The organism is Ectopseudomonas khazarica (assembly GCF_017915135.1).
Lineage (GTDB): Bacteria > Pseudomonadota > Gammaproteobacteria > Pseudomonadales > Pseudomonadaceae > Aquipseudomonas > Aquipseudomonas khazarica.
In genome coordinates, this window is the sequence record NZ_CP068551.1 from 1,288,174 (window position 1) to 1,307,172 (window position 18,999).

Annotated in this window: 19 protein-coding genes and 1 pseudogene; 12 read left to right on the top strand and 8 right to left on the bottom strand. The window is 63.9% G+C overall.

Annotated elements, in window-relative coordinates; genetic code table 11:
- Window positions 1–78 precede the first annotated feature (78 nt).
- From JLK41_RS05900 to JLK41_RS05910, 3 genes are read right to left on the bottom strand one after another with little or no spacing between them, the layout of a single operon-like run.
- Window positions 79–1,371, bottom strand: coding sequence for an aspartate aminotransferase family protein (locus JLK41_RS05900; RefSeq protein ID WP_150608418.1), 1,293 nt, complete (start codon window positions 1,369–1,371; stop codon window positions 79–81).
- On the bottom strand, window positions 1,361–2,359 hold the full coding sequence (locus JLK41_RS05905) for a transketolase family protein (protein ID WP_210390564.1): 999 nt from the start codon (window positions 2,357–2,359) through the stop codon (window positions 1,361–1,363). The genes JLK41_RS05900 and JLK41_RS05905 overlap by 11 nt, the downstream gene beginning before the upstream one ends.
- Window positions 2,356–3,240, bottom strand: a complete 885-nt coding sequence (locus JLK41_RS05910; protein WP_210390565.1) for a transketolase — start codon at window positions 3,238–3,240, stop codon at window positions 2,356–2,358. The genes JLK41_RS05905 and JLK41_RS05910 overlap by 4 nt, the downstream gene beginning before the upstream one ends.
- A 199-nt stretch (window positions 3,241–3,439) precedes the next feature.
- Between JLK41_RS05910 and JLK41_RS05915 the strand changes: the two genes are divergently transcribed.
- The 8 genes from JLK41_RS05915 to JLK41_RS05950 all read left to right on the top strand — a co-directional run bounded on the left by JLK41_RS05915 (window position 3,440) and on the right by JLK41_RS05950 (window position 12,003).
- A complete protein-coding gene (locus tag JLK41_RS05915) occupies window positions 3,440–4,828 on the top strand; it encodes an aminotransferase (protein WP_210390566.1) in 1,389 nt (462 codons plus the stop codon).
- The gene (locus JLK41_RS05920; protein ID WP_134677704.1) at window positions 4,825–5,928 is read left to right on the top strand and encodes an ABC transporter ATP-binding protein; all 1,104 of its coding nucleotides are present in this window, start codon (window positions 4,825–4,827) and stop codon (window positions 5,926–5,928) included. Before JLK41_RS05915 ends, JLK41_RS05920 begins: the two co-directional genes overlap by 4 nt.
- A gap of 79 nt (window positions 5,929–6,007) precedes the next feature.
- A complete protein-coding gene (locus JLK41_RS05925; protein ID WP_244976478.1) occupies window positions 6,008–7,132 on the top strand; it encodes an ABC transporter substrate-binding protein in 1,125 nt (374 codons plus the stop codon).
- Between the two features lie 78 nt (window positions 7,133–7,210).
- Window positions 7,211–8,476: an ABC transporter permease gene (locus JLK41_RS05930; protein ID WP_210390567.1), complete on the top strand. Its 1,266-nt coding sequence runs from the start codon at window positions 7,211–7,213 to the stop codon at window positions 8,474–8,476.
- 13 nt (window positions 8,477–8,489) lie between these two features.
- Window positions 8,490–9,305 carry an ABC transporter permease gene (locus JLK41_RS05935; protein WP_134677701.1) on the top strand — a complete coding sequence of 272 codons (816 nt, stop codon included), beginning with the start codon at window positions 8,490–8,492 and terminating at the stop codon, window positions 9,303–9,305.
- Window positions 9,306–9,307: 2 nt separating this feature from the next.
- Entirely contained in the window at window positions 9,308–10,054 is a 747-nt protein-coding gene (locus JLK41_RS05940; protein WP_244976479.1) for an SDR family NAD(P)-dependent oxidoreductase, read from the top strand.
- Window positions 10,055–10,284: 230 nt separating this feature from the next.
- Window positions 10,285–11,490 (top strand): CmlA/FloR family chloramphenicol efflux MFS transporter, encoded by a 1,206-nt coding sequence (gene cml, locus JLK41_RS05945; RefSeq protein ID WP_210390569.1) that lies wholly within the window; start codon window positions 10,285–10,287, stop codon window positions 11,488–11,490.
- 129 nt (window positions 11,491–11,619) lie between these two features.
- A complete protein-coding gene (locus JLK41_RS05950; protein ID WP_210390570.1) occupies window positions 11,620–12,003 on the top strand; it encodes a hypothetical protein in 384 nt (127 codons plus the stop codon).
- 219 nt (window positions 12,004–12,222) lie between these two features.
- Here the strand turns inward: JLK41_RS05950 and JLK41_RS05955 are convergent, their stop codons facing one another.
- The 5 genes from JLK41_RS05955 to JLK41_RS05975 are packed head-to-tail and all read right to left on the bottom strand — an operon-like array spanning window position 12,223 to window position 15,860.
- Window positions 12,223–12,693, bottom strand: coding sequence for an Atu1372/SO_1960 family protein (locus JLK41_RS05955; protein ID WP_134677697.1), 471 nt, complete (start codon window positions 12,691–12,693; stop codon window positions 12,223–12,225).
- Window positions 12,694–12,717: 24 nt separating this feature from the next.
- Window positions 12,718–13,524, bottom strand: coding sequence for a glycine betaine ABC transporter substrate-binding protein (locus JLK41_RS05960; protein ID WP_210390571.1), 807 nt, complete (start codon window positions 13,522–13,524; stop codon window positions 12,718–12,720).
- 36 nt (window positions 13,525–13,560) lie between these two features.
- Complete coding sequence (locus tag JLK41_RS05965; RefSeq protein WP_210390572.1) at window positions 13,561–14,055, bottom strand: VOC family protein; 495 nt, start codon at window positions 14,053–14,055, stop codon at window positions 13,561–13,563.
- Window positions 14,052–15,170, bottom strand: a complete 1,119-nt coding sequence (locus JLK41_RS05970; RefSeq protein ID WP_210390573.1) for an alkene reductase — start codon at window positions 15,168–15,170, stop codon at window positions 14,052–14,054. Before JLK41_RS05970 ends, JLK41_RS05965 begins: the two co-directional genes overlap by 4 nt.
- Window positions 15,171–15,188: 18 nt before the next feature.
- Entirely contained in the window at window positions 15,189–15,860 is a 672-nt protein-coding gene (locus tag JLK41_RS05975) for an SDR family oxidoreductase (protein WP_175253086.1), read from the bottom strand.
- A gap of 96 nt (window positions 15,861–15,956) precedes the next feature.
- Between JLK41_RS05975 and JLK41_RS05980 the strand changes: the two genes are divergently transcribed.
- The 4 genes and pseudogenes from JLK41_RS05980 to JLK41_RS05995 form a co-directional block, all read left to right on the top strand.
- Window positions 15,957–16,853: a LysR family transcriptional regulator gene (locus tag JLK41_RS05980; RefSeq protein WP_134677693.1), complete on the top strand. Its 897-nt coding sequence runs from the start codon at window positions 15,957–15,959 to the stop codon at window positions 16,851–16,853.
- Window positions 16,854–17,059: 206 nt separating this feature from the next.
- A complete protein-coding gene (locus JLK41_RS05985) occupies window positions 17,060–17,893 on the top strand; it encodes a helix-turn-helix transcriptional regulator (RefSeq protein ID WP_210390574.1) in 834 nt (277 codons plus the stop codon).
- A gap of 60 nt (window positions 17,894–17,953) precedes the next feature.
- Window positions 17,954–18,508, top strand: a complete 555-nt coding sequence (locus JLK41_RS05990) for a YbhB/YbcL family Raf kinase inhibitor-like protein (RefSeq protein ID WP_210390575.1) — start codon at window positions 17,954–17,956, stop codon at window positions 18,506–18,508.
- A 197-nt stretch (window positions 18,509–18,705) separates the two neighbouring features.
- Window positions 18,706–18,984, top strand: a pseudogene (locus JLK41_RS05995) (hypothetical protein); the annotation flags it as partial.
- Window positions 18,985–18,999 lie beyond the last annotated feature (15 nt).

Consider the following 18,999-nt stretch of genomic DNA (forward strand, 5'->3'; position numbering starts at 1 on the left):
GTTTCGCACCATTTATAAAATATAACCTATTGCCAGATGATTTATCCGCCGTCGGCGTCCTGCCTGAGCGATGCCACGTCAGCGACGCAGGCTGCGCAGATTGTCCTCGATCAGCCCCAGCGTATCGTCAACGATTTCCCGGGTGTGGCTGGCCGACAGGTACAGGCGTTTCAGCTGCAGGGGCTGGAAGATCTGCCGCTGTTCGATGAGGCGCCGGCGCAGCGCCAGATCCAGCTCGTCATCGTTGGCGAGCAGGTCGCGATACTGGCGGTACGGCCCGCTGAAGAAATACAGCAGCCACACGGAGCCGAATCCGGCGCTCTGGGCCTCGATGCCCAGTCGTTCGATGATCCCGTCCAGCTGACTGCGCAGGTAATCGCCCAGGGCGAACAAGCGCTCGTAGACACCCTGCTGCGAAAGTGCGTCGATTGTCGCCAGTACGGCCGCCAGTGTGGAGGGTGTGCCGTTGAACGTCCCGCCCATGAACACGCCACGTTCGCCACTGCGGCCGACGCGTTCGAGGAGGTCCCGGCGTCCGGCCACGAAGCCGACCGGATAGCCGGACGAGGCTGCCTTGCCGAAGGTCGCCAGATCCGGTGTGACACCGATCAGTGCCTGATAGCCCCCGAGGGCATGGCGAAAACCGGTGATCACCTCATCAAAGATCAGGATCACCCCATGTTCGCTGCTGAGCAGCCGCAGTGCCTGGAGGAACTCCCGCGTAGCGGTGACCGCGCCCATGTTGTGCGCGATCGGCTCGACGATGATGGCCGCGACCTGGCCGGGGTTGGCCTTGAGGTAGTGCTCCACGGCGTCGGCATCGTTGTACGGAAGAATGACGGTATGGCGTGCAGCATCGAACAGTATGCCGTCCGACATGGGGTCGTAGCCGTCCAGCTTTTCCGCGGCACTCTGGCCATTCATGGCGACATAGTCATGCCAGCCGTGATAACCACCCTGGAACTTGATGATCCGCTGCGCCCCGGTCACCGCGCGCGCCAGGCGCAGGGCATGGTAGGTCGCCTCGGACCCGCTGTTGCAGAAGGCGACCTGCTCCGCACAGGGAATCAGGCGCACCAGCGCCTCGGCGGCTTCCACTTCCAGGTCGATGATTCCGGCACCAATCAGGTCTATGCGCTGACTGACTTCGAAGACCCGGTCGCGAATGGACGCGATACCGTGGCCCAGCACATGAGCGCCGAAACCGCAGTGATAGTCGGTGTAGCGCTGGCCGTTGGCGTCGTACAGGTACGCACCCTCGGCACGCACGAAGGCATAGGGTTGTCCCAGCTTGCGACTGGGGCTGAGGTGCCCGCCCGGCAGGACCTGCCGGGCGCGTTCGCTCAGTGCGACATTGAGATCAACGCTCATGCTTGCCCCCTTTGGCCAGTGCCTCGCGCGCGACGGCCTCAATTCCGGCCGCATCGAGCCGGTAGTGCCGGTACAGGTGGGTAGGCGGTGCGATCAGGCTGTATTCGTCATGGATCCCATGGCGTACCAGGCGGGTACCCTGGCCGACATCGGCGAGCACTTCCGCGACAGCCCCGCCAAGGCCGCCCAGCACGTTGTGCTCCTCGACCGTGATCAACAATGGGCACTGACGCGCGGCGTGCAGCACGGCCTCGCGATCGAGCGGCTTGATGGTGTGCATGTCGATCACCCCGACCGCAAGCCCGCTGGCGCGCAAGGCCTCGGCCGCTGACAGTGTGGGATGCAGCATGCTGCCCGTGGCAATCAGCGTCAGGTCGTGCCCCTGGGCATGGACGATGGCCTTGCCGAACTCGAAGACGACGTCGTCCGCATAGACATTCGGCTCCTGCCCTCGGCCAATGCGGAAGTAGATGGGCTGTGGATGATGGATCGATGCACGAATCGCGGCGGCCAACTGCGGACCATCAGCCGGCGCGACCACCGTGAGGTCGGCAATGCCACGGGTGATCGCCAGGTCCTCTGTGGCGTGGTGCGAGGTGCCGTAGAACCCGAGGCTGATGCCGGCGTGGTGGCCGATCAGTCGCACCGGCAGCGCCGAGTAGGCCACGTCCATGCGGATCTGCTCGCAGCACAGCAGCGCCAGGAACGAGGCGAACGTGGCCACGAAGGGCATGCTGCCAGTAGTGGCGATCCCGGCTGCGGCGGTGACCATGTTCTGCTCGGAGATACCAAACTGAATGAACAGCTCCGGGTGCTTTTCGGCGAACCGATTCAAACCGTTGGAATACTGCAGGTCGGCGGTGCCCACCGCGATCTTGTGGCCGGCGGCGACGAGATCGATCAGGCCGTTGGAGAGGTAGTTCAAACCGGGGGCACGGGCATTGATCTGACGGTACTGCCAGCTGTCCGGGCTTACTGGAGCGTTCATTGCACACCTCCTCGGGCTTTGATTTCTTCGATGGCCAGGCGCTCGTCCTCTTCTGCGAGCCAGCCGAGATGCCAGCCCGGCTCGGTTTCCATGTACTCGACGCCCTTGCCCTTCACGGTCTTGGCAATCACGCATACCGGCTTCTCGCGTTGCTCATCCGCTTTCAGCTGGCGCAGCAGGCGGGCGACAGCGGCGACGTCGTGACCATCCACTTCGTGCACCTCCCAGCCGAAGGCCCGCCATTTGTCACCTAGCGGCTCGATGGCAATGATGTCGTCGACCTTGCCGTCGAGCTGATAGCCATTGCGATCGATGATCGCGATCAGGTTGGAGGTCTTGTAGTGCGCTGCAGCCATTGCGGCTTCCCACACCTGGCCTTCGTGCATCTCGCCATCGCCCAGCAGCACGTAGACGTCGAATGCCTGGTCTTGCAGGCGTGCACCCATGGCCATGCCAAAACCGCCAGACAGTGCGTGGCCGATGGAACCGGAGCTGAAATCCACGCCCGCCACCTTGCGCATGTCCGGGTGATCACCCAGCGGATTGCCCAGGCGGGTGTAGCCATCCAGCACGGATTTATCGAAGAACCCCCAGTCGACCAGGATCGGGTACAGGCCGACTGCGGCGTGCCCCTTGCCCATCAGGAATCGGTCTCGCCCGTCCCACTTGGGCTCGCCATGGCGCAGGCGCATGGCGTCGTAGTACAGCGCGGCAAAGATCTCCGCGCAGGAAAAGACCGATGTGTAGTGGCCGACCTTGGCAATCGAGATCAGTCGCACTGTTTCGAGACGCACGAACTGCGCGCGCTCCTGGAGGTAGGCGATCTGTTCTGGGATCAGGTCCGGTGGAGGCGCTGTGTGAGCGGAAGGCGCAATCGGCATGGCTGCAGTTCCTGGTTGTTGTTGTGGGGACGGTCGGTTAACGACGTTCTTCAAATAACTTATAAGATATATATTGCATGAACAAGCGGTGGGTTGTACTTTTTTCCACAGCGGGACAGCCAGGCCAAGCAGGTCGAGTCCTGCGTCGGATATGCAATGCATAATTTATAAGTTATCTGTTAGCGTGGAGATCACTGCGATGCCGTCACTGCACACGCCCCCGACAAGCACCATTGCCCAGGTCGACAGGCGCTATCACTTGCACTCGCAAACCAACATGCGCCGGCACCAGCGGCAGGGACCGCTGGTGATCGAGCGAGGAGACGGGGTGCATGTGATCGATGAGCATGGCCAGGCATACATCGAAGGGATGTCGGGCCTGTGGTGTGCGAGCCTGGGTTTTTCCAACCGGCGTCTGGCCGGCGCCGCACAGCGCCAGCTGGAGACGCTGCCCTACTACCACACCTTCAACCATCGGGTGCCGGCGGTGACTGCGCGCCTGGCCGAGCGCATCTGCGAGCTGGCGAAGATGCCCGAGGCGAAGGTGTTCTTTGCCTGCTCCGGCTCCGAAGCCAACGATTCGATGATCAAGATGGCCTGGGCCTACCACCGGGCCAGGGGCAATCCGCAGAAGCACAAGGTGATTGCCCACCAGAGAGGCTTCCATGGTTCCACTGTCATGGGTGCGTCCCTGTCCGGTTTGCCCAACATGCACGCGGCCTTTGGCCTGCCGCTTGACGGGGTGATCCATGTCGATTGCCCGCACCATTACCGCAATGGACAAGCGGGTGAGTCCGAGGCCGAGTTCTGTGTGCGCCTGGTCAACCAGCTGGAGAAGCGCATCGAGGCCGAGGGGCCTCAGAACATTGCCGCTTTCATCAGTGAACCCATCATGGGCGCGGGGGGCGTCATCGTTCCGCCGGCGGGCTACTTCGCCGCAGTCCAGGCGCTGCTGGCACGCCATGACATCCTCATGCTGGCCGATGAAATCATCTGCGGCTTCGGCCGGACGGGGCAGTGGTTCGGGCACCAGACGATGGGCTTCACGCCTGACCTGATGGCCTGTGCCAAGAGCCTGTCCGCAGGCTACCAGCCGATTTCCTGTGTGCTCGTCAGCGCGGCGGTCTATGCCGTGCTGGAGGAGCAGAGCAGTGAGCTGGATGGCTTCGGCCATGGCTTCACCTACTCGGGACATCCGGTCGCGGCAGCCGTCGCGCTGGAAGCGCTGGACATCTATCGCGAGATGAACGTGCCACTGCATACGGCCGCGATGGGACGCGAGCTGCATCAGTGCCTTTCGCCCCTGCTCGACCACCCGCTGATCGGCGAGATACGCGGTATCGGCCTGGTCGCCGGGCTGGAGCTGGTCGAGGACAAAGCCTCGCGGGCGTCATTCCCGGCCCGTCTGGCCATCGGCGCGCAGGTCGAGCTCGCCGCTCGCCGGCATGCCCTGATCGTTCGCAACATGGGGGACGCCATCGCCCTGGCGCCGCCCTACATCATCGATGCGGAGCAGATCCGCGAAATGGTTGCGCGCCTGCGCGCCGCGCTCGATGAGGTCTACCACGCCAACGGACAACGCCCATGAACAGTGTCTCGCAGTTCCCTGATCAGTCGCCGCTGATCGAGCTATGCCACGTGCAGAAGAGCTACGACGGCAAGAACCTGGTCATCCAGGACCTCAATCTGAGCATCGCGCAGGGCGAGTTCCTGACGCTGCTCGGTGCGTCAGGCTCAGGAAAGACCACCACGTTGATGATGCTGGCCGGCTTCGAAACGCCAACCCGTGGCGAGATCCGCATGGGCGGCAAACCGATCCAGAACGTCCCGGCCCACCAGCGCGGCATGGGCATGGTGTTCCAGAACTACGCGTTGTTCCCGCACATGAGCGTCGCTGAGAACCTGGCCTATCCGCTGAAGATGCGGGGCCTTGGCCGCAGCGAGATCGAGCAGAAGGTAAAGCGCGCCATCGACATGGTGCAGTTGCACGGGATGCAGGCTCGCCGTCCTGCCGAGCTCTCCGGCGGCCAGCAGCAGCGTGTGGCACTGGCCCGCGCCATGGTTTTCGAGCCACAGGTCATCCTGATGGATGAGCCCCTGGGGGCGTTGGACAAGAACCTGCGTGAGCACATGCAGTACGAGATCAAGCAGCTGCACCGGCATCTGGGGGTGACCGTGGTTTACGTCACCCACGACCAGGGCGAAGCACTGACCATGTCGGACCGTGTCGCCGTCTTCCATCAGGGGGACATCGCCCAGATCGGCGACCCGACTTCGCTCTATGAGCGTCCGGAAAATCCTTATGTCGCCACCTTCATCGGTGAAAACAACGTGCTGCGAGGCCGACCGCTGGAGCGCCAGGGCGCTCAGCTCGACGTCGCCCTGGAGGCCGGTTTCGTCGTGCGCGGCATGGCGGCTGGAGCGCCTCAGGCGCTCACCCAGCGGGTCGATCTGCTGATCCGTCCCGAGAACATCCGCCTGTGTCACGGCGACGAATCGCGTTACCAGGCAACGCTCGCCGATCGTGTCTACCTGGGGGATCACCTGCGCGTGCACCTCAGGTTGGCCAATGGCGAAACGGTGATCGTCAAGACCCCGAACGACGCGGCGGTCAGGGCACTGCGTGATGGTCAGCGCATCGGCTTCACCTGGAGGCCGCAGGACGCCCACATCTTCGCGGCAAGCTGAGAAATCCACACCCGGTTACACCGCACCACCCGAAGCACCACCCACCTACAACAACAAGAGGGTTATCGCATGTCCAGTTTTGATCGCTCGACCTGAGCACATCTCCTGCCCAATTTCCGCCTTGTTGGCACAACCCGCTCTAGCTCCGCAGGAGAACAGCATCATGTCATCGTTGAAGAAACAGTTCGTCACTGTCCTTTTCGTGAGTGCAATCAGCACCATCGCTCAAGCTCGCGACCTCACGGCCGTCGGTTTCGGGGGCGTCACGCAGGAGGCCTTCGACAAGGCCTACTTCAAACCTTTCACCGCGCAAAGCGGCCTGCCGATCGTCCAGGACACCTACGGCGGTGGCTTGGCCAAACAGAAGGCCATGGTCGAGTCCGGGAACCCCACCTGGGATCTGGTGCAGATGGATCAGAACGAGATGGAGCTGGCCTGTGAGCAGGGGCTGCTCGAGGAACTCGATCTCAAGCGACTCAAGAATGCGCCCGAGGTAGACCCCGAAGCGTTCTCGACCTGCGGTGTCGGCGCTTTCGTCTGGTCCGAGGTGATGACCTATGACCAGAAGAAGTTCGCTGCTGACGGCCCGAAAAGCTGGGCGGATTTCTGGAATGTGCAGAAGTGGCCAGGCAAGCGCGGCTTGCGCAAACAGGCACGCATGACCCTGGAAATTGCCTTGATGGCGGACGGCGTGGCGCCGCAGGACGTCTACAAGGTGCTGGCCACCCAGCAAGGCCAGGATCGTGCGTTCGCCAAGCTGGACGAGATCAAACCCTACATTCAATGGTGGGAAACCGGCGCGCAGCCTCTGGAGTGGATGGCTGCCGGTGATCTGGCCATGACGGCGGCCTACAACGGGCGGATCGCCATCGCCAATCAGCAGGGCAGTCAGTTTCCGCTGATCTGGCAGCAGCAGCTCTACAGCATGGACTACTGGACGATCATCAAGGACACGCCGAACCTGGAGCAGAGTTACCGGCTTCTCGATTTCATCCTTAGCCGCCAGGCCCAGGAGGACTTTGCCCATGCCATTCCCTATGGAATCGTCAACAGCAAGGCCAGTGCCGCGCTGGATGCCAGAACCGTGCAGACGCTGCCCAATGCCCCGGCCAACATGAAGGACGCCTTGTTGCTGGATACCCCGTTCTGGGTCAACTACGAAGAAGACCTGATGGCTCGCTTCACCCGCTGGGTTGCGCAGTAACCCTGGCTTGACGAACGTGCCATCGGCCGTCACGGCGATGGCACCGCTCAGACGCATTCGCGCAAGGTAAGTTTGACTATGTCCATATCCTCGACCGCTGCAGCGCCGGCAGAAGCTGTCGCGCTGGTAGCCGCGCATCAGCGTTCCAGTCGACGCAAGCAGGTTTTCTCCGTCTTGCTGGTGCTGCCGCTGCTGGCCTACACCGCCGTTTTCTTCGCGCTGCCGATTGGCATGATGCTGTACCGGGCCGTCAGCAACCCGGAAGTGATTCAGGCGTTCCCCCGCACGCTGGCGGCGCTGGAGGAACAGAAGAGCGTGACGCCGCACGCCGTTCCTGCGGAAGGGGTTTTCATCGCCCTCGAGCAGGATTTTCTCCAGGCACCGAGCATTGCCGTCATCGGCGAAGCGGCGCGACGCCTGAACTACGAGAACAGTGGCTATCGTGCGCTGGTCATGAAGACTGCGCGTCACTACAAGAGAGACCCTTCCTCGACAGCGAGCAGTGCACAGGCACGCTTGGCGGCTATCGATCCGCGCTGGATTTCCGCGAAGTTCTGGAGCGACTTCCAGCGTGCCTCACCGGCATACACACCCTACTACCTGCTGGCGGCCGTCGACCTCAAGCAGACCGCTGAGGGCGTCGCACTGGCTGACGAGAATCAGCGTGTGTACGTCAGCCTGATCCTGAAGACGCTGAAAATCGCCCTGGTGGTGTCCTTGCTCTGCCTGGTGCTGGGCTTTCCCTTCGCCGCCCTGATGGTCAGCGCGCCCCGTCCGATGCAGATCCTGCTGCTCCTCGCCGTGATGCTGCCGTTCTGGACGTCACTGCTCGCCAGGACAACGTCCTGGATCGTAGTGCTGCAGCAAAAGGGCATCGTCAATACCTTGCTCCTGCACGCGGGACTGATCGATCAGCCCATCGCGATGATCTTCAACCTGCCGGGGGTGTACATCGTCATGGTCCATATCCTGCTGCCGTTCAGTGTGCTGCCGCTGTACAGCGTCATGAAGAGCATCCCGCCGCACTTCATGCGGGCCTCGGCATCGCTGGGTGCGCACCCGTTGCGCGGGTTCATCCATGTCTATCTGCCGATGACCCTCACCGGCATTGGCTCCGGCACCTTGCTGACCTTCATCGTGGCCGCCGGTTACTACGTGACCCCCACGCTGGTGGGCAGCGCCCGTGAGCAGATGCTTGGTTACTTCATTGCCTTCTACACCAACACGACCGTCAACTGGGGCATGGCCTCGGCGCTCGGACTGGTGCTGATTCTGTGCGTCATGGTCATCTATCTGTTGGCGGCGCGCCTGGTCGGCATCCGTCAGATCGCCGGATTGCGTTAGGGGAGCCATTGCCATGCGTCATTTTTTGCTTGCTTCGATCATGCGCAAAGCGCATCTGTCGTTCGGTCTGCTGATGAGCCTGTTCATGATCGGCCCCTTGCTGGCGGTCGTGCCGATCTCGTTCAGCAGCGGCTCATTTCTGTCGTACCCGTTGCCAGGGTTTTCCCTGCAATGGTACGAGCGCGTCTTCACCAGTGGCCCATGGATGAGTGCGCTGAGCAACAGCCTCGTAGTCGGGGCGACCTCGACCGCCCTGGCCACGGTACTGGGGACCCTGGCCGCGCTGGCCTTTGCCAGACGCAACCTGCCTGTGCCGGGCGGTCTGCTCGGCCTGCTGATCTCGCCCATGATCTTCCCGCCGGTCATTTCCGGGCTGGGCATGTACTTTCTGTTCGGCCAGCTGGGCCTGACGGGAACGATGACGGGGCTGATTCTCGCGCATACCGTGCTGGCCACCCCGTTCGTGTTGATCAGCGTGGCGGCCAGCCTCCAGGGGTTCGACATGACATTGCTGAAAGCCGCGGCCATGGCCGGCGCGAGCCCTGCGCGCGCGTTCGTGGGCATCGCCGTTCCGATCATCGCGCCCGGCATCGTGTCCGGTGCGCTGTTCGCCTTCATGACCTCGTTCGATGAAATCGTGGTAACGCTGTTCATCGGCGGACCAAGCCAGCGGACCTTGCCCCGGCAGATGTTCGACGGCATCCGCGACACCATCGATCCGTCGATTCTGGCCATGTCGACCTTCTTGCTCGTCGTCGGTATTGCCGGCCTTCTGAGCACGACCTTCCTCACCTTGCGCGCTCAGCGCAACAACCAACGGAAATCATGATTATGTACATCGTCACAGGTGGCACCCATGGCATCGGCGCCGCGACCGTCGAGTTGCTGGCCGGTCAGGGTTGCAAGGTGGTGTTCAGCGGCCGCGACGCAGAGGCCGGGGCGGCATTGCAAGAACGCCTGCCAGCGAGCACGTTCGTCCCTGGCGACGTGCGCAACGAGGAAGACTGCGCGGCGGTCGTGGCCAAGGCGCTGGAGCTTGGTGATGGAGCACTCAGCGGGCTGGTCAACAATGCAGGCATGGCAGGGCGCAAGGCATTTCACGAAACCACGCAGCAAGAGTGGGACGCCATGTTCGCAGTCAACACGCGCTCCGCCTTCTTCTTCATCAAGCATGCGCTGCCCGGCCTGCAGAAGGGCAGCGGGGCGGTCGTGAACGTCTCGTCGATCGCCGGCAAGACGGGGGAGCAGGGGCTCGCCACATACTGTGCAAGCAAGGCGGCGTTGTTGGGCCTGACCCAGGCACTGGCCCTGGAGTATGGCGCGCAGGTGCGCTTCAACGCCGTGTGTCCAGGGCAGATTGCCACGCGCATGATGAGTGGTGTCGTCGCGGATGCCGGCAAGGTGGCGGCGTTGAGCGCGCGCATTCCTGCCGCCAGACTGGCCCGGCCTGACGAGGTGGCCAACGCGATCGTCTGGCTGCTTTCTCCCGCGTCCAGTTATGTCAATGGCACCTCGCTCACCATCGATGGCGGTGAAACCGCAGGGTTGCTCACACCCAGGATTCCGCCAGTGGTCTGAGCCGTTCAACTCGAGCGCGATGGGGCTGCCGAGCGCTGCGGCTCGTGCTTCACCGCTCGATTGGGCGGTGATACGCTAGCCCATCGCATCGGGAATGAACGCCAATGAGAACCGCCAAGCAAGCCGTCAAGTAAGCCGCAGCAACCTTTCTTTCCGGTTGTTGCGGCGCTCTTCTGGCTTCTTTACATGATGAGACCGCAGCCAAACCTCTCGCTCAAGGAGATGGCTTCGTGCACTCAAAAGATCTTACCTGGCGATACTCTCTCGCCGTCACGCTGCTTCTGTTGTCCCCCTTCGACCTGATCGCGTCGCTGGGGATGGACATGTATCTGCCCGTTATCCCCTCGATGGCCCAGGCGCTGAATGCCAGCGCCAGTACCATTCAGTTGACCCTGACGGTTTATCTGGTCGTGCTGGGGGCGGGCCAGTTGATAGTCGGGCCGCTGTCCGACCATTTCGGCAGACGCCCCGTGCTGTTGCTCGGTGGCATGACCTACCTCCTGGCCTCGGTCGGGCTCGCCCTGGCCTCGTCGCCTGCGGCATTCCTGGCGCTGCGTACGCTCCAGGCGGCCGGGGCATCGGCTTGTCTGGTCGCGGTATTTGCCACCGTGCGCGACGTCTATGCCAAGCGTCCCGAGGGCAGCGTCATCTATGGCTTGCTGGGCTCCATGCTGGCGATGGTGCCCGCGCTGGGACCATTGCTGGGGACGTCGGTCGCGGCATGGCTGGGGTGGCGGGCGATCTTCCTGGTGCTCGCTGTCGCCATGCTCGGGGCGGTCGTTTCAGCCTGGCTGCTCTGGCCCGAGACCCGGCGAGCCAGAACGGGCAGCCTGAGTTGGCGGCAGTTGTTCGTGCCTCTGAAGTCCTTCGGGTTCTTGCTTTATACCCTCGGCTACAGTGCCGGGATGGGCAGTTTCTTCGTCTTCTTCTCGGTCGCCCCCTGGGTGATGATGGAGCGACAGCAGCTGTCTGCGTTCGAGTTCAGCCTGGTGTTCGGCACGGTCGCAATCGTGATGATGATCGCGGCTCAGGTGATCGGGCGGCTGGTGCGGCGTGTCGGGGAAATCGTCATTCTTCGCGCGGGGATGGGCTGTCTCATCGCTGGTGCCCTGCTGCTGGTTGCTGGAGAATCACTGATCCGGGAGTCGGTCATGGGCTTCATTGGCCCGATGTGGCTCATAGGCGTGGGAATCTCTGCGGCGGTTTCTGTCGGCCCCAATGGTGCTTTGCGTGGGCTCGATCATATCGCCGGCACTGCCACAGCGGTTTACTTCTGCCTGGGCGGTGTCCTCCTGGGCGGGATTGGCACGCTCATCATCTTGCTGACGCCAGCTGCTAGCGCGTGGCCGATCGCGGTGTATTGCATGCTCATGGCGGCGATAACACTCGGTCTGTCTCTGCACCGGCGCCCTGGGCGCAGCAGCGGGCGGAGCTGATTCGGCCCTGAGGTTGATTCGTGCATTGCCGGCGTTGCATGAATCGACCTGGAGGGGGTGAGGGCGGTGCCTGATTACGCTCACTCGAAGCTGAGTGATGAATGGATAGAAGTTGTTGTGAGGTGTGTGATGAATTGTCGTTCCTGGGGAAGTGTCCTGTTGCTGCTGGCGGGTAATGCGCTGGCCACTGATTTGCCCGATGACTCGATCTTCAGCCGTTACAGTGTGAAGCCTGAGGAGCTGCCTGCTGTCGAGGGCGAAACGTCAGTGCAGGCTGATCCGCCTGCGGAGAAGTTCAACATCAGGGACCCCCAACCCTGGATTACCGTCAAGGAGCCTGATGCGCGCCATCAGCTGATGACGGGCAATAGCGGTCTTGAACAGATGGTGAAACGAGATGCCGAGCGCTGCCGGCGAGAGCAGCAGAACTTCCTGCGGCGCGGCGAGCAATTCCCGCTCGACTGCGGTGATGACAGCATCGGGGTGACGATAGGCCCGTGGAATCTCGACTAGCGCGCTGCCACAGGTGCGGCCAGCGTCCTGGCGTCTGAACCTTTCCCTCATGAGCAGGCGACTGCGCTGGATCAGCCGGACTTCGCTGTGGCTGGCCGCGCGGGTTGCCCGGGCTCTTGGCGCCAGTCGATAGGGGGGAGCGTTGCCTGCTCCGAGCGGGGGAGCAGGCCTGGCAGGCGCCTTGGTCAGATGCTGAGGCGGCGTCAGAGGTGGAACGGGTCAGTGCGGCTCGACCCTGGCGAACAGATAGACCATGCACACGCTGTCCATCGGCATCACCGGATTGGTCCAGATCATCCGGGTGTGCTGTCCCTGGCGGTCGAATACGCGGGTGATCAGGTCGGAGGCGCCATCCAGCGCCTTGGGGTGTTCGGTCTCTCCCTCGGCTACGTTCAGCACCCCTTCGAGGCGCACGATCTGGCGCACCCGCGACAGTTCGCCGAGCGCCTGCTTGAGCTGCGCGATGGCGTTGAGCGCCGCCAGCGAGCAGGCCGCGTAACCCTGTTCGAGGTCCAGGTCGCGGCCCAGCTGGCCGCGATACCTGACGCCGCCGGCGAACCAGGGAAACTGCCCCGAGGTCATGAAGGTATCGCCGGCGATGCACCAGGGCAGGTAGTTGCCGAGCGCCGGCGCGGGCTCGGGCAGTTGCAGGCCGAGTGTGGCCAGGCGTGTTTCGGGGGTGTCGTGCATGGGTCGTTCCTCTGATGGGACGGCTCAGCCGTCGATCGGCTCCAGCCATTGGCCGAATGTGCGTGGGTTGGCGGCCAGCCAGGCCTGCGCGGCGGCTTGCGGCTGCAGGCCACCACGGTTGATGGCGAGGTCGAGCTCCGCGACCTGGGCATTGCTCAGGCGGATGTTGTCCAGCACCTGCAGGTGCTGCGGGCTGAAGTGCTGCAGACGGTCCTCTCGGGCCAGCAGCACCGCGCGGTCGATGCCGCCGAGCAGGCCCAGCGGCTCATGCAGTTCGCGCAGGCGATGCTGTGCATGCAGAAACTGTGGTTGCCACAGCGGCACCACCGCCCAGCGACGTTCGGCGATGGCGGTCTCGATGGCCTCGATGCATTGCGCCTGCGTGCCGGTGAGGAAGCGGTAGCCGGCGTCGGTCAGGCCATAGGCCTGCATTATCTGTTGCGAGAAACGGGTGATTCCGGCGCCAGGGCCGATGCCCTGGATCACCGGCGTCATTCGTGCGCGCACGGCCGGGCGCAGCAGGTCTGCGATCTCGGCGACCTCGCTCTGCGGCACGTAGTCCGGCACGCCCCACAGGGCATAGGGCTGGTAGTGCAGGCCCAGCTCGCGGGTGGCCACGCTCTGCTGCACCTGCTCAAGGTACAGGCCGTGGCTGGACGGCAGCCAGGCCGAGGCCAGCATGTCGATCTGGCCCTGGCGCAGGCGTTCGAAGTTTTCCTCGTGCGGCGCATGGCTGCAGCGCACCGAGTACCCCAGGTGTTCGAGCAGCGCAGCGACCACGGCGCCGGTGGCGTGGTGGAAGGTCAGGTCGGTGATGCCCAGGTGGATCATTCAAGGTGCTCCTTGCCGCCACGGCGGCTCATCACATCAGCCGATGTCCGGTCGCGGCATGGCTTCGCCCAGCACGGCGTTCTCCGGGCGGTAGGGAAAGATCAGCTCGATGGTCACGCCGTTGGGGTCCTCGAGAAACAGCTGGTGCTCGCCGATCTGCGGCACGATGCGCTCGCGAAACCTCTGGCCGAGACTGAGCAGGTGCTGCTGCGTCTCGGCCAGGTGCGTGCCGCGCAGCGAGATATGGTCGACGCAGCCACTGCCGTCGGCACCCTCCTGCTCGCCCAGGTAGGCGTGCAGCTGGCGGTCGTCGGCGGTCACGGCGACGAGATGCAGCACCGGATGGGCGCCGACGTACAGCCAGCGTCCGGGGAAGCGAAACGCCGGTCGCGGACCGTCGCTCAAGCCGATCACCCGGGTGAAGAACTCGACCGTCTGCTCCAGGCGGCTGGTACGCAGGGTGAAGTGATCGAGCCCCAGCAGGTTGCCCGCCGGCAGGCCGGCGCCCTGGTCGTGGGCCTGCGGGCTCACAGCGCCTGCTCCTGGACCGGCGACGCGGGATAGTCGCTGTAGCCGCGCGCATCGCCACCGAACAGGCTGCTCGGCTCGAAGTCAGCCAGCGGCAGGTTCTCGGCATAGCGGCGGGGCAGGTCGGGGTTGGCGATGAACGGGCGGCCGAAGGCCACCAGATCGGCATAGCCCTTGCCCAGCACCCACTCGGCGCGTGCCTGATCGTATTTGCCGGCGACGATGATCGGGCCGCGGAAACGCTGGCGGATGTCCTGGCGAAACGCCTCGGTGAACTCGGGGGCGTCGTCCCAGTCGGCCTCGACCAGGTGCAGGTAGGCGATCTGCCTGGCGTCCAGGTAGCTGGCCGCATCGAGGATGGTCGGCAGGATGTCCGGGCAGGCCATGCCACGCGCGGTGAGGAACGGAGCCAGGCGAATGGCGGTGCGCTCGGCGCCGACTTCGTCGGCCACGGCGTCGATCACCTGACGCAGAAAGCGCAGGCGATTTTCCCGCGAGCCGCCGTACTCGTCGCTGCGCAGGTTGGAGGTGGTGCGCAGGAACTGGTCGATCAGGTAGCCATTGGCCGCGTGTACCTCGACACCGTCGAAGCCGGCGGCAATGGCGTGCCTGGCGGCGACGCGGTAGTCCTCGACGATTGCCTGTATTTCCTCGCGCTCGAGTGCTCGCGGGATGGGGCAGGGGTGCATGCCGCCCTCGCCGGTGGCCGGGTCGACTTTCCAGATCGCGCCGTCGAAGGCGACGGACGAGGGCGCGACCGGAAGCTGCCCGTCATGGAAGTCCGGGTGCGACATGCGCCCGACGTGCCAGAGCTGCAGGTAGATGCGCCCCCCGGCCTGGTGCACGGCACGGGTCACCAGGCGCCAGCCTTCCACCTGCTCGGCACTGTGGATGCCGGGGGTGAACGAATAGCCCTTGCCCTGTGGCGAGATCTGCGTGGCCTCCGAGACGATCAGCCCGGCGCTGGCACGCTGCGCGTAGTAGCTGGCATTGAGGGCGTTGGGTACGTCACCGGGCTGCGTGCTGCGCGCGCGTGTCATCGGTGCCATCACCAGGCGGTTGGCCAGTTCCAGGTTGCCAACGCGGACCGGGTCGAAGAGTTTGCGAGAGTCGGACATGGAGTTTTCTCCGTGGGATCAGTTGATGAGTGCGCCGCCATCGATATCGATGACCGCACCTGTCATGAAAGGGTTGTCGATGGCCAGCAGGTAGCCCTGGGCCAGGTCTTGCGGCCTGCCGACGCGGCCGACCGGCAGGTTGTTGGCGGCGCGTTGCAGCATGGCCAGGCGTGCGTCCTCTGCCATGCCGGCATAGGCTTCGCTGTCGGTCAGGCCGGGGCTGACGACGTTCACCCGTAATGGCGCCAGCTCACGTGCCAGCACCTTGGCGACGGCTTCGAGCGCTGCGTTCATCGCCGTCTTGACGAAGGTGCCGGGCACGGCGCGGCGTGCCAGGAAGCCGCTCGTCAGCGTCAGGCTGCCACCGGCGCGCAGGTACCGGGCGCCTGCCTTGGCCACGGCCAGGCTGCCCCAGAACTTGGTGTCGAAGGCGGCCCTCGCCGTGCTCAGGTCCATGTCGAGCAGTTGCCCGCCCGGCGCTTGTGATCCGGCGGTGAAGATCAGGTGGTCGATAGTGCCGATGGCCTCGAAGTAGCGCTCCACGGCGCTCGGGTCGGTGACATCCAGGCCGCTGCGGCGGCTGGCCACCAGCACCCGACCCGGGCGCTCACGGAGTGCATCCGCAAGTGCCCGACCGATACCCGTATGGCCGCCGACGATGACGCTGGTGCTTTGCTCGGTGAAGTTCACGGTGCTTCCCCTTCGATGAACGATGGGGGTACCTTATGCTTTGTGCTGAAGGCTTAAAATCCAGCAAGAATCGAAAAGATATTTCGGATATTACGAATGATGCTCAACCACCTGGAGCTGTTCCTGCTGATCATCGAGAAAGGCGGGCTTTCTGCCGCCGGGCGTGAGCTGGGGCTCTCGCCCGCCTCGGTGTCCGAACGGCTGGCCGCACTGGAATCGCACTATGGCGTGGCGTTGCTGACCCGCACTACGCGCTCGATCAGCCTGACGGACGAAGGCCGGACGCTGGCCGAGGGTGCCCGCCGCCTGCTGGCCGAAGCGGAGGAACTGGACAGCCGGGTGCGTCTTGGTGCGCAGAGCCTGAGTGGGCCGGTGCGCTTGAGTGCTCCGGTCGATCTGGGACAGGCGCGCATCGTGCCGATTGTCGACCGCTTTCTCGACCAGCACCGCGAGGTCAGCGTCGAGCTCAACCTCACCGACGGCTTCGTCGACCTGGTCAGCCAGGGCCTCGATTTTGCCGTGCGCTACGGCACGCTGGCCGACAGCAGCCTGAAGGTCAAACCCATCGGCGAGAACCGGCGCGTCGTATGCGCCGCGCCCGGCTACCTCGAGCGCATGGGTGTGCCGTTGCACCCCGATGAACTGCACGGGCATGACTGCATCGTCATGCGTTTCGGCATCAACAGTGATCACCAGTGGTCGTTTCTCGTCGACGGCAAGCCCTACTCGGTCGCCGTCCGCAGCCGGCGCATGGCCAACCATGGCGAACTGGTCAGGCGCTGGGCGCTGCAGGGCCATGGTCTGTGCCTGAAATCGGTATGGGACGTGCAGGCCGACCTTGATGGCGGACGGCTGATCGAAGTCCTGGCGCCATACAGTGCGGCACGTACGGCCCTGCAGATCGTCTACCCGGGGACGCGCAGCCAGCCGCGCCGCGTACGCGCGCTGATCGAGGCGATCGCCACGGAGCTTGCCGCCGATGACAGAACCTAGCCAGAGCGTGCCGTTGCCAGAGTAGACAAGTGCCCTGGCTTGGCTTTCCGACGGCACACCCAGTAGATTGGCAGCGCGAACAGCCCTTCAGACGAAGCCCGGTGCCGCCCGCCCTGCGTGATGTGCATGTGACCACTGCCTTCCGAGGCACAGCGCGGCTGCGACAGCCGATGGTGGCGAAACCAACCGAAAAGGAACTGTCCCTCGTGTCCACTCCCGTTACTGATATCGCTTCCGCGCCGGCTCAGGTCATTCGCATTGCCAGCAGCGCCAGGCATCGTGTGAGAACCCTGTCGATCCGCGAGGACCTCCTGGTGCTGGTGCGCCGTGGTCGCAAGGCGCTCATCGCACCAACCGGGACTCTCAGCGTATCGAAGAATGAAGTGGTGGTGCTGGCACGGGGAACCCAGTGGGACGTGCTCAACGATCCTGCTGACGAGTCGTGTTACGAGGCGCTGGCCTTGGCCTTTTCCGACGAACCTGTCAGGGCGGTTGCGGCCATCCTGCCGCCGGTGCGGGACGAGCTGTCCGCAGCCAGGACCATGGACCTTGACGGTGAACTGAGCGAGGTCATCGAGCGCACTGCGCTGGCCCTGGAGGCGGCGACGGTTTCTCCTGTGCTGCAGCGTCACCGGGTGATCGAACTGTTGCTTGTTCTGGGTGAGCGTGGCGTGCGTCTCAAGCCCGTCGAGCAGATTTCCTGGGCGGAGCGTATCCGCCGGCTCATCGCTCTGCGGCCTGAAGAGGACTGGAGAATCGAACGTCTCGCCGAGGTTTTCCATGCCAGCGCCTCGACGCTGCGCCGACGCCTCGCCGGGTCGGGATTCACCCTCGCCGGGCTGGTCCGCGAGGTGCGCCTGGAAACCGCTCTGGTCCTGCTGCAGAGCACCCAGCGCTCCATCAACGACATCGCCCTGCATTGTGGTTGGGAGTCACACAGCCGCTTCAGCGCGGCCTTCCAGGCACGCTGGGGGTTCGCGCCCTCGGTGATGCGTCAGCGCTTGGCGCAGAATGGCGCGCATCTGGAGCGTTTGGCGTAGCGGGGCAGGTTACGCGGCGGGATCATTGCCGCCGTCGAATACTGTCAAGGAATCTCTCCGATGCGCCCTGTGATTGCTGTCGCTCTTGCTTTCGTCTGCCTGCCTGCATTGGTCAGGGCTGCAGACTTCACGCTGACCAGTTCGTCGTTCGCGGATGGGGGAACCCTGTCCGAACGGCACGTATACAGCGGCTTCGGCTGTAGTGGTGACAATCTTTCGCCGGCGTTGTCATGGAGTGGCGCGCCAGCCGGGACGACAAGCTTCGTGGTTACCGCTTACGACCCGGATGCACCCACAGGGTCGGGCTGGTGGCATTGGGTTCTCTATGACCTGCCGGCAAGCACCTCGTCGCTGCCTGAGGGCGTTGGCCGGAAGGCTGGCCAAGCGCTGCCGGAGGGAGCGGTAGAGGGCGTCAGCGACTACGGCACGGCCGGTTTTGGCGGCGCCTGCCCGCCGCAGGGGGACAAACCGCACCGCTATGTGTTCACCGTGCATGCGTTGAAGGTGGAAAAGCTGGAGCCGCCATTGGCGAACGCCTCGCCGGCGCTGATCGGCTTCCTCGTGCATTTCAACAAGCTGGCCAGTGCGAGCGTGACGGCCACTTACGGACGTTGAGCGAAGGGCTGTACACGGGGTTGCGCAGAACGGTCCGGCCGCTGCCGCAGCTCGCCATTTGCCGGCTGGCGTCGGGCTGGATCGATTCCATGCTAGATTCCTGAGGGTGGATCCAGCCTGGCTCGAGAATGATTTCCGACGTTTGGAGAGGCTGGATTTCAATTGCTCCAATCCCTGCCGAGGACGACGCCAATCCCATGAACATTCATCTTGTCGCGAGTATCGCACTGCTTGCTTCCGGCATGGCGCAAGCCGGAATTCCTCTGTTGAACTACAGCTGCCCCGGTTCGATCGAGGTGCATGCCGATCAAGGCGGCCCCGTCTATGTGAATGGCAAGGAAGCCAAGCTGAAGAAATTCAGCGACAGCTATTACGAGGCCTCACATGACGGCGTCACCATCTCGCTCATGCAGAACCCGGATCAGAGCATGAGTGTTTCCTATACAGCGAAACACGGCGTTCATGGTGTCTGTCAGGATGCCTCGGCATCG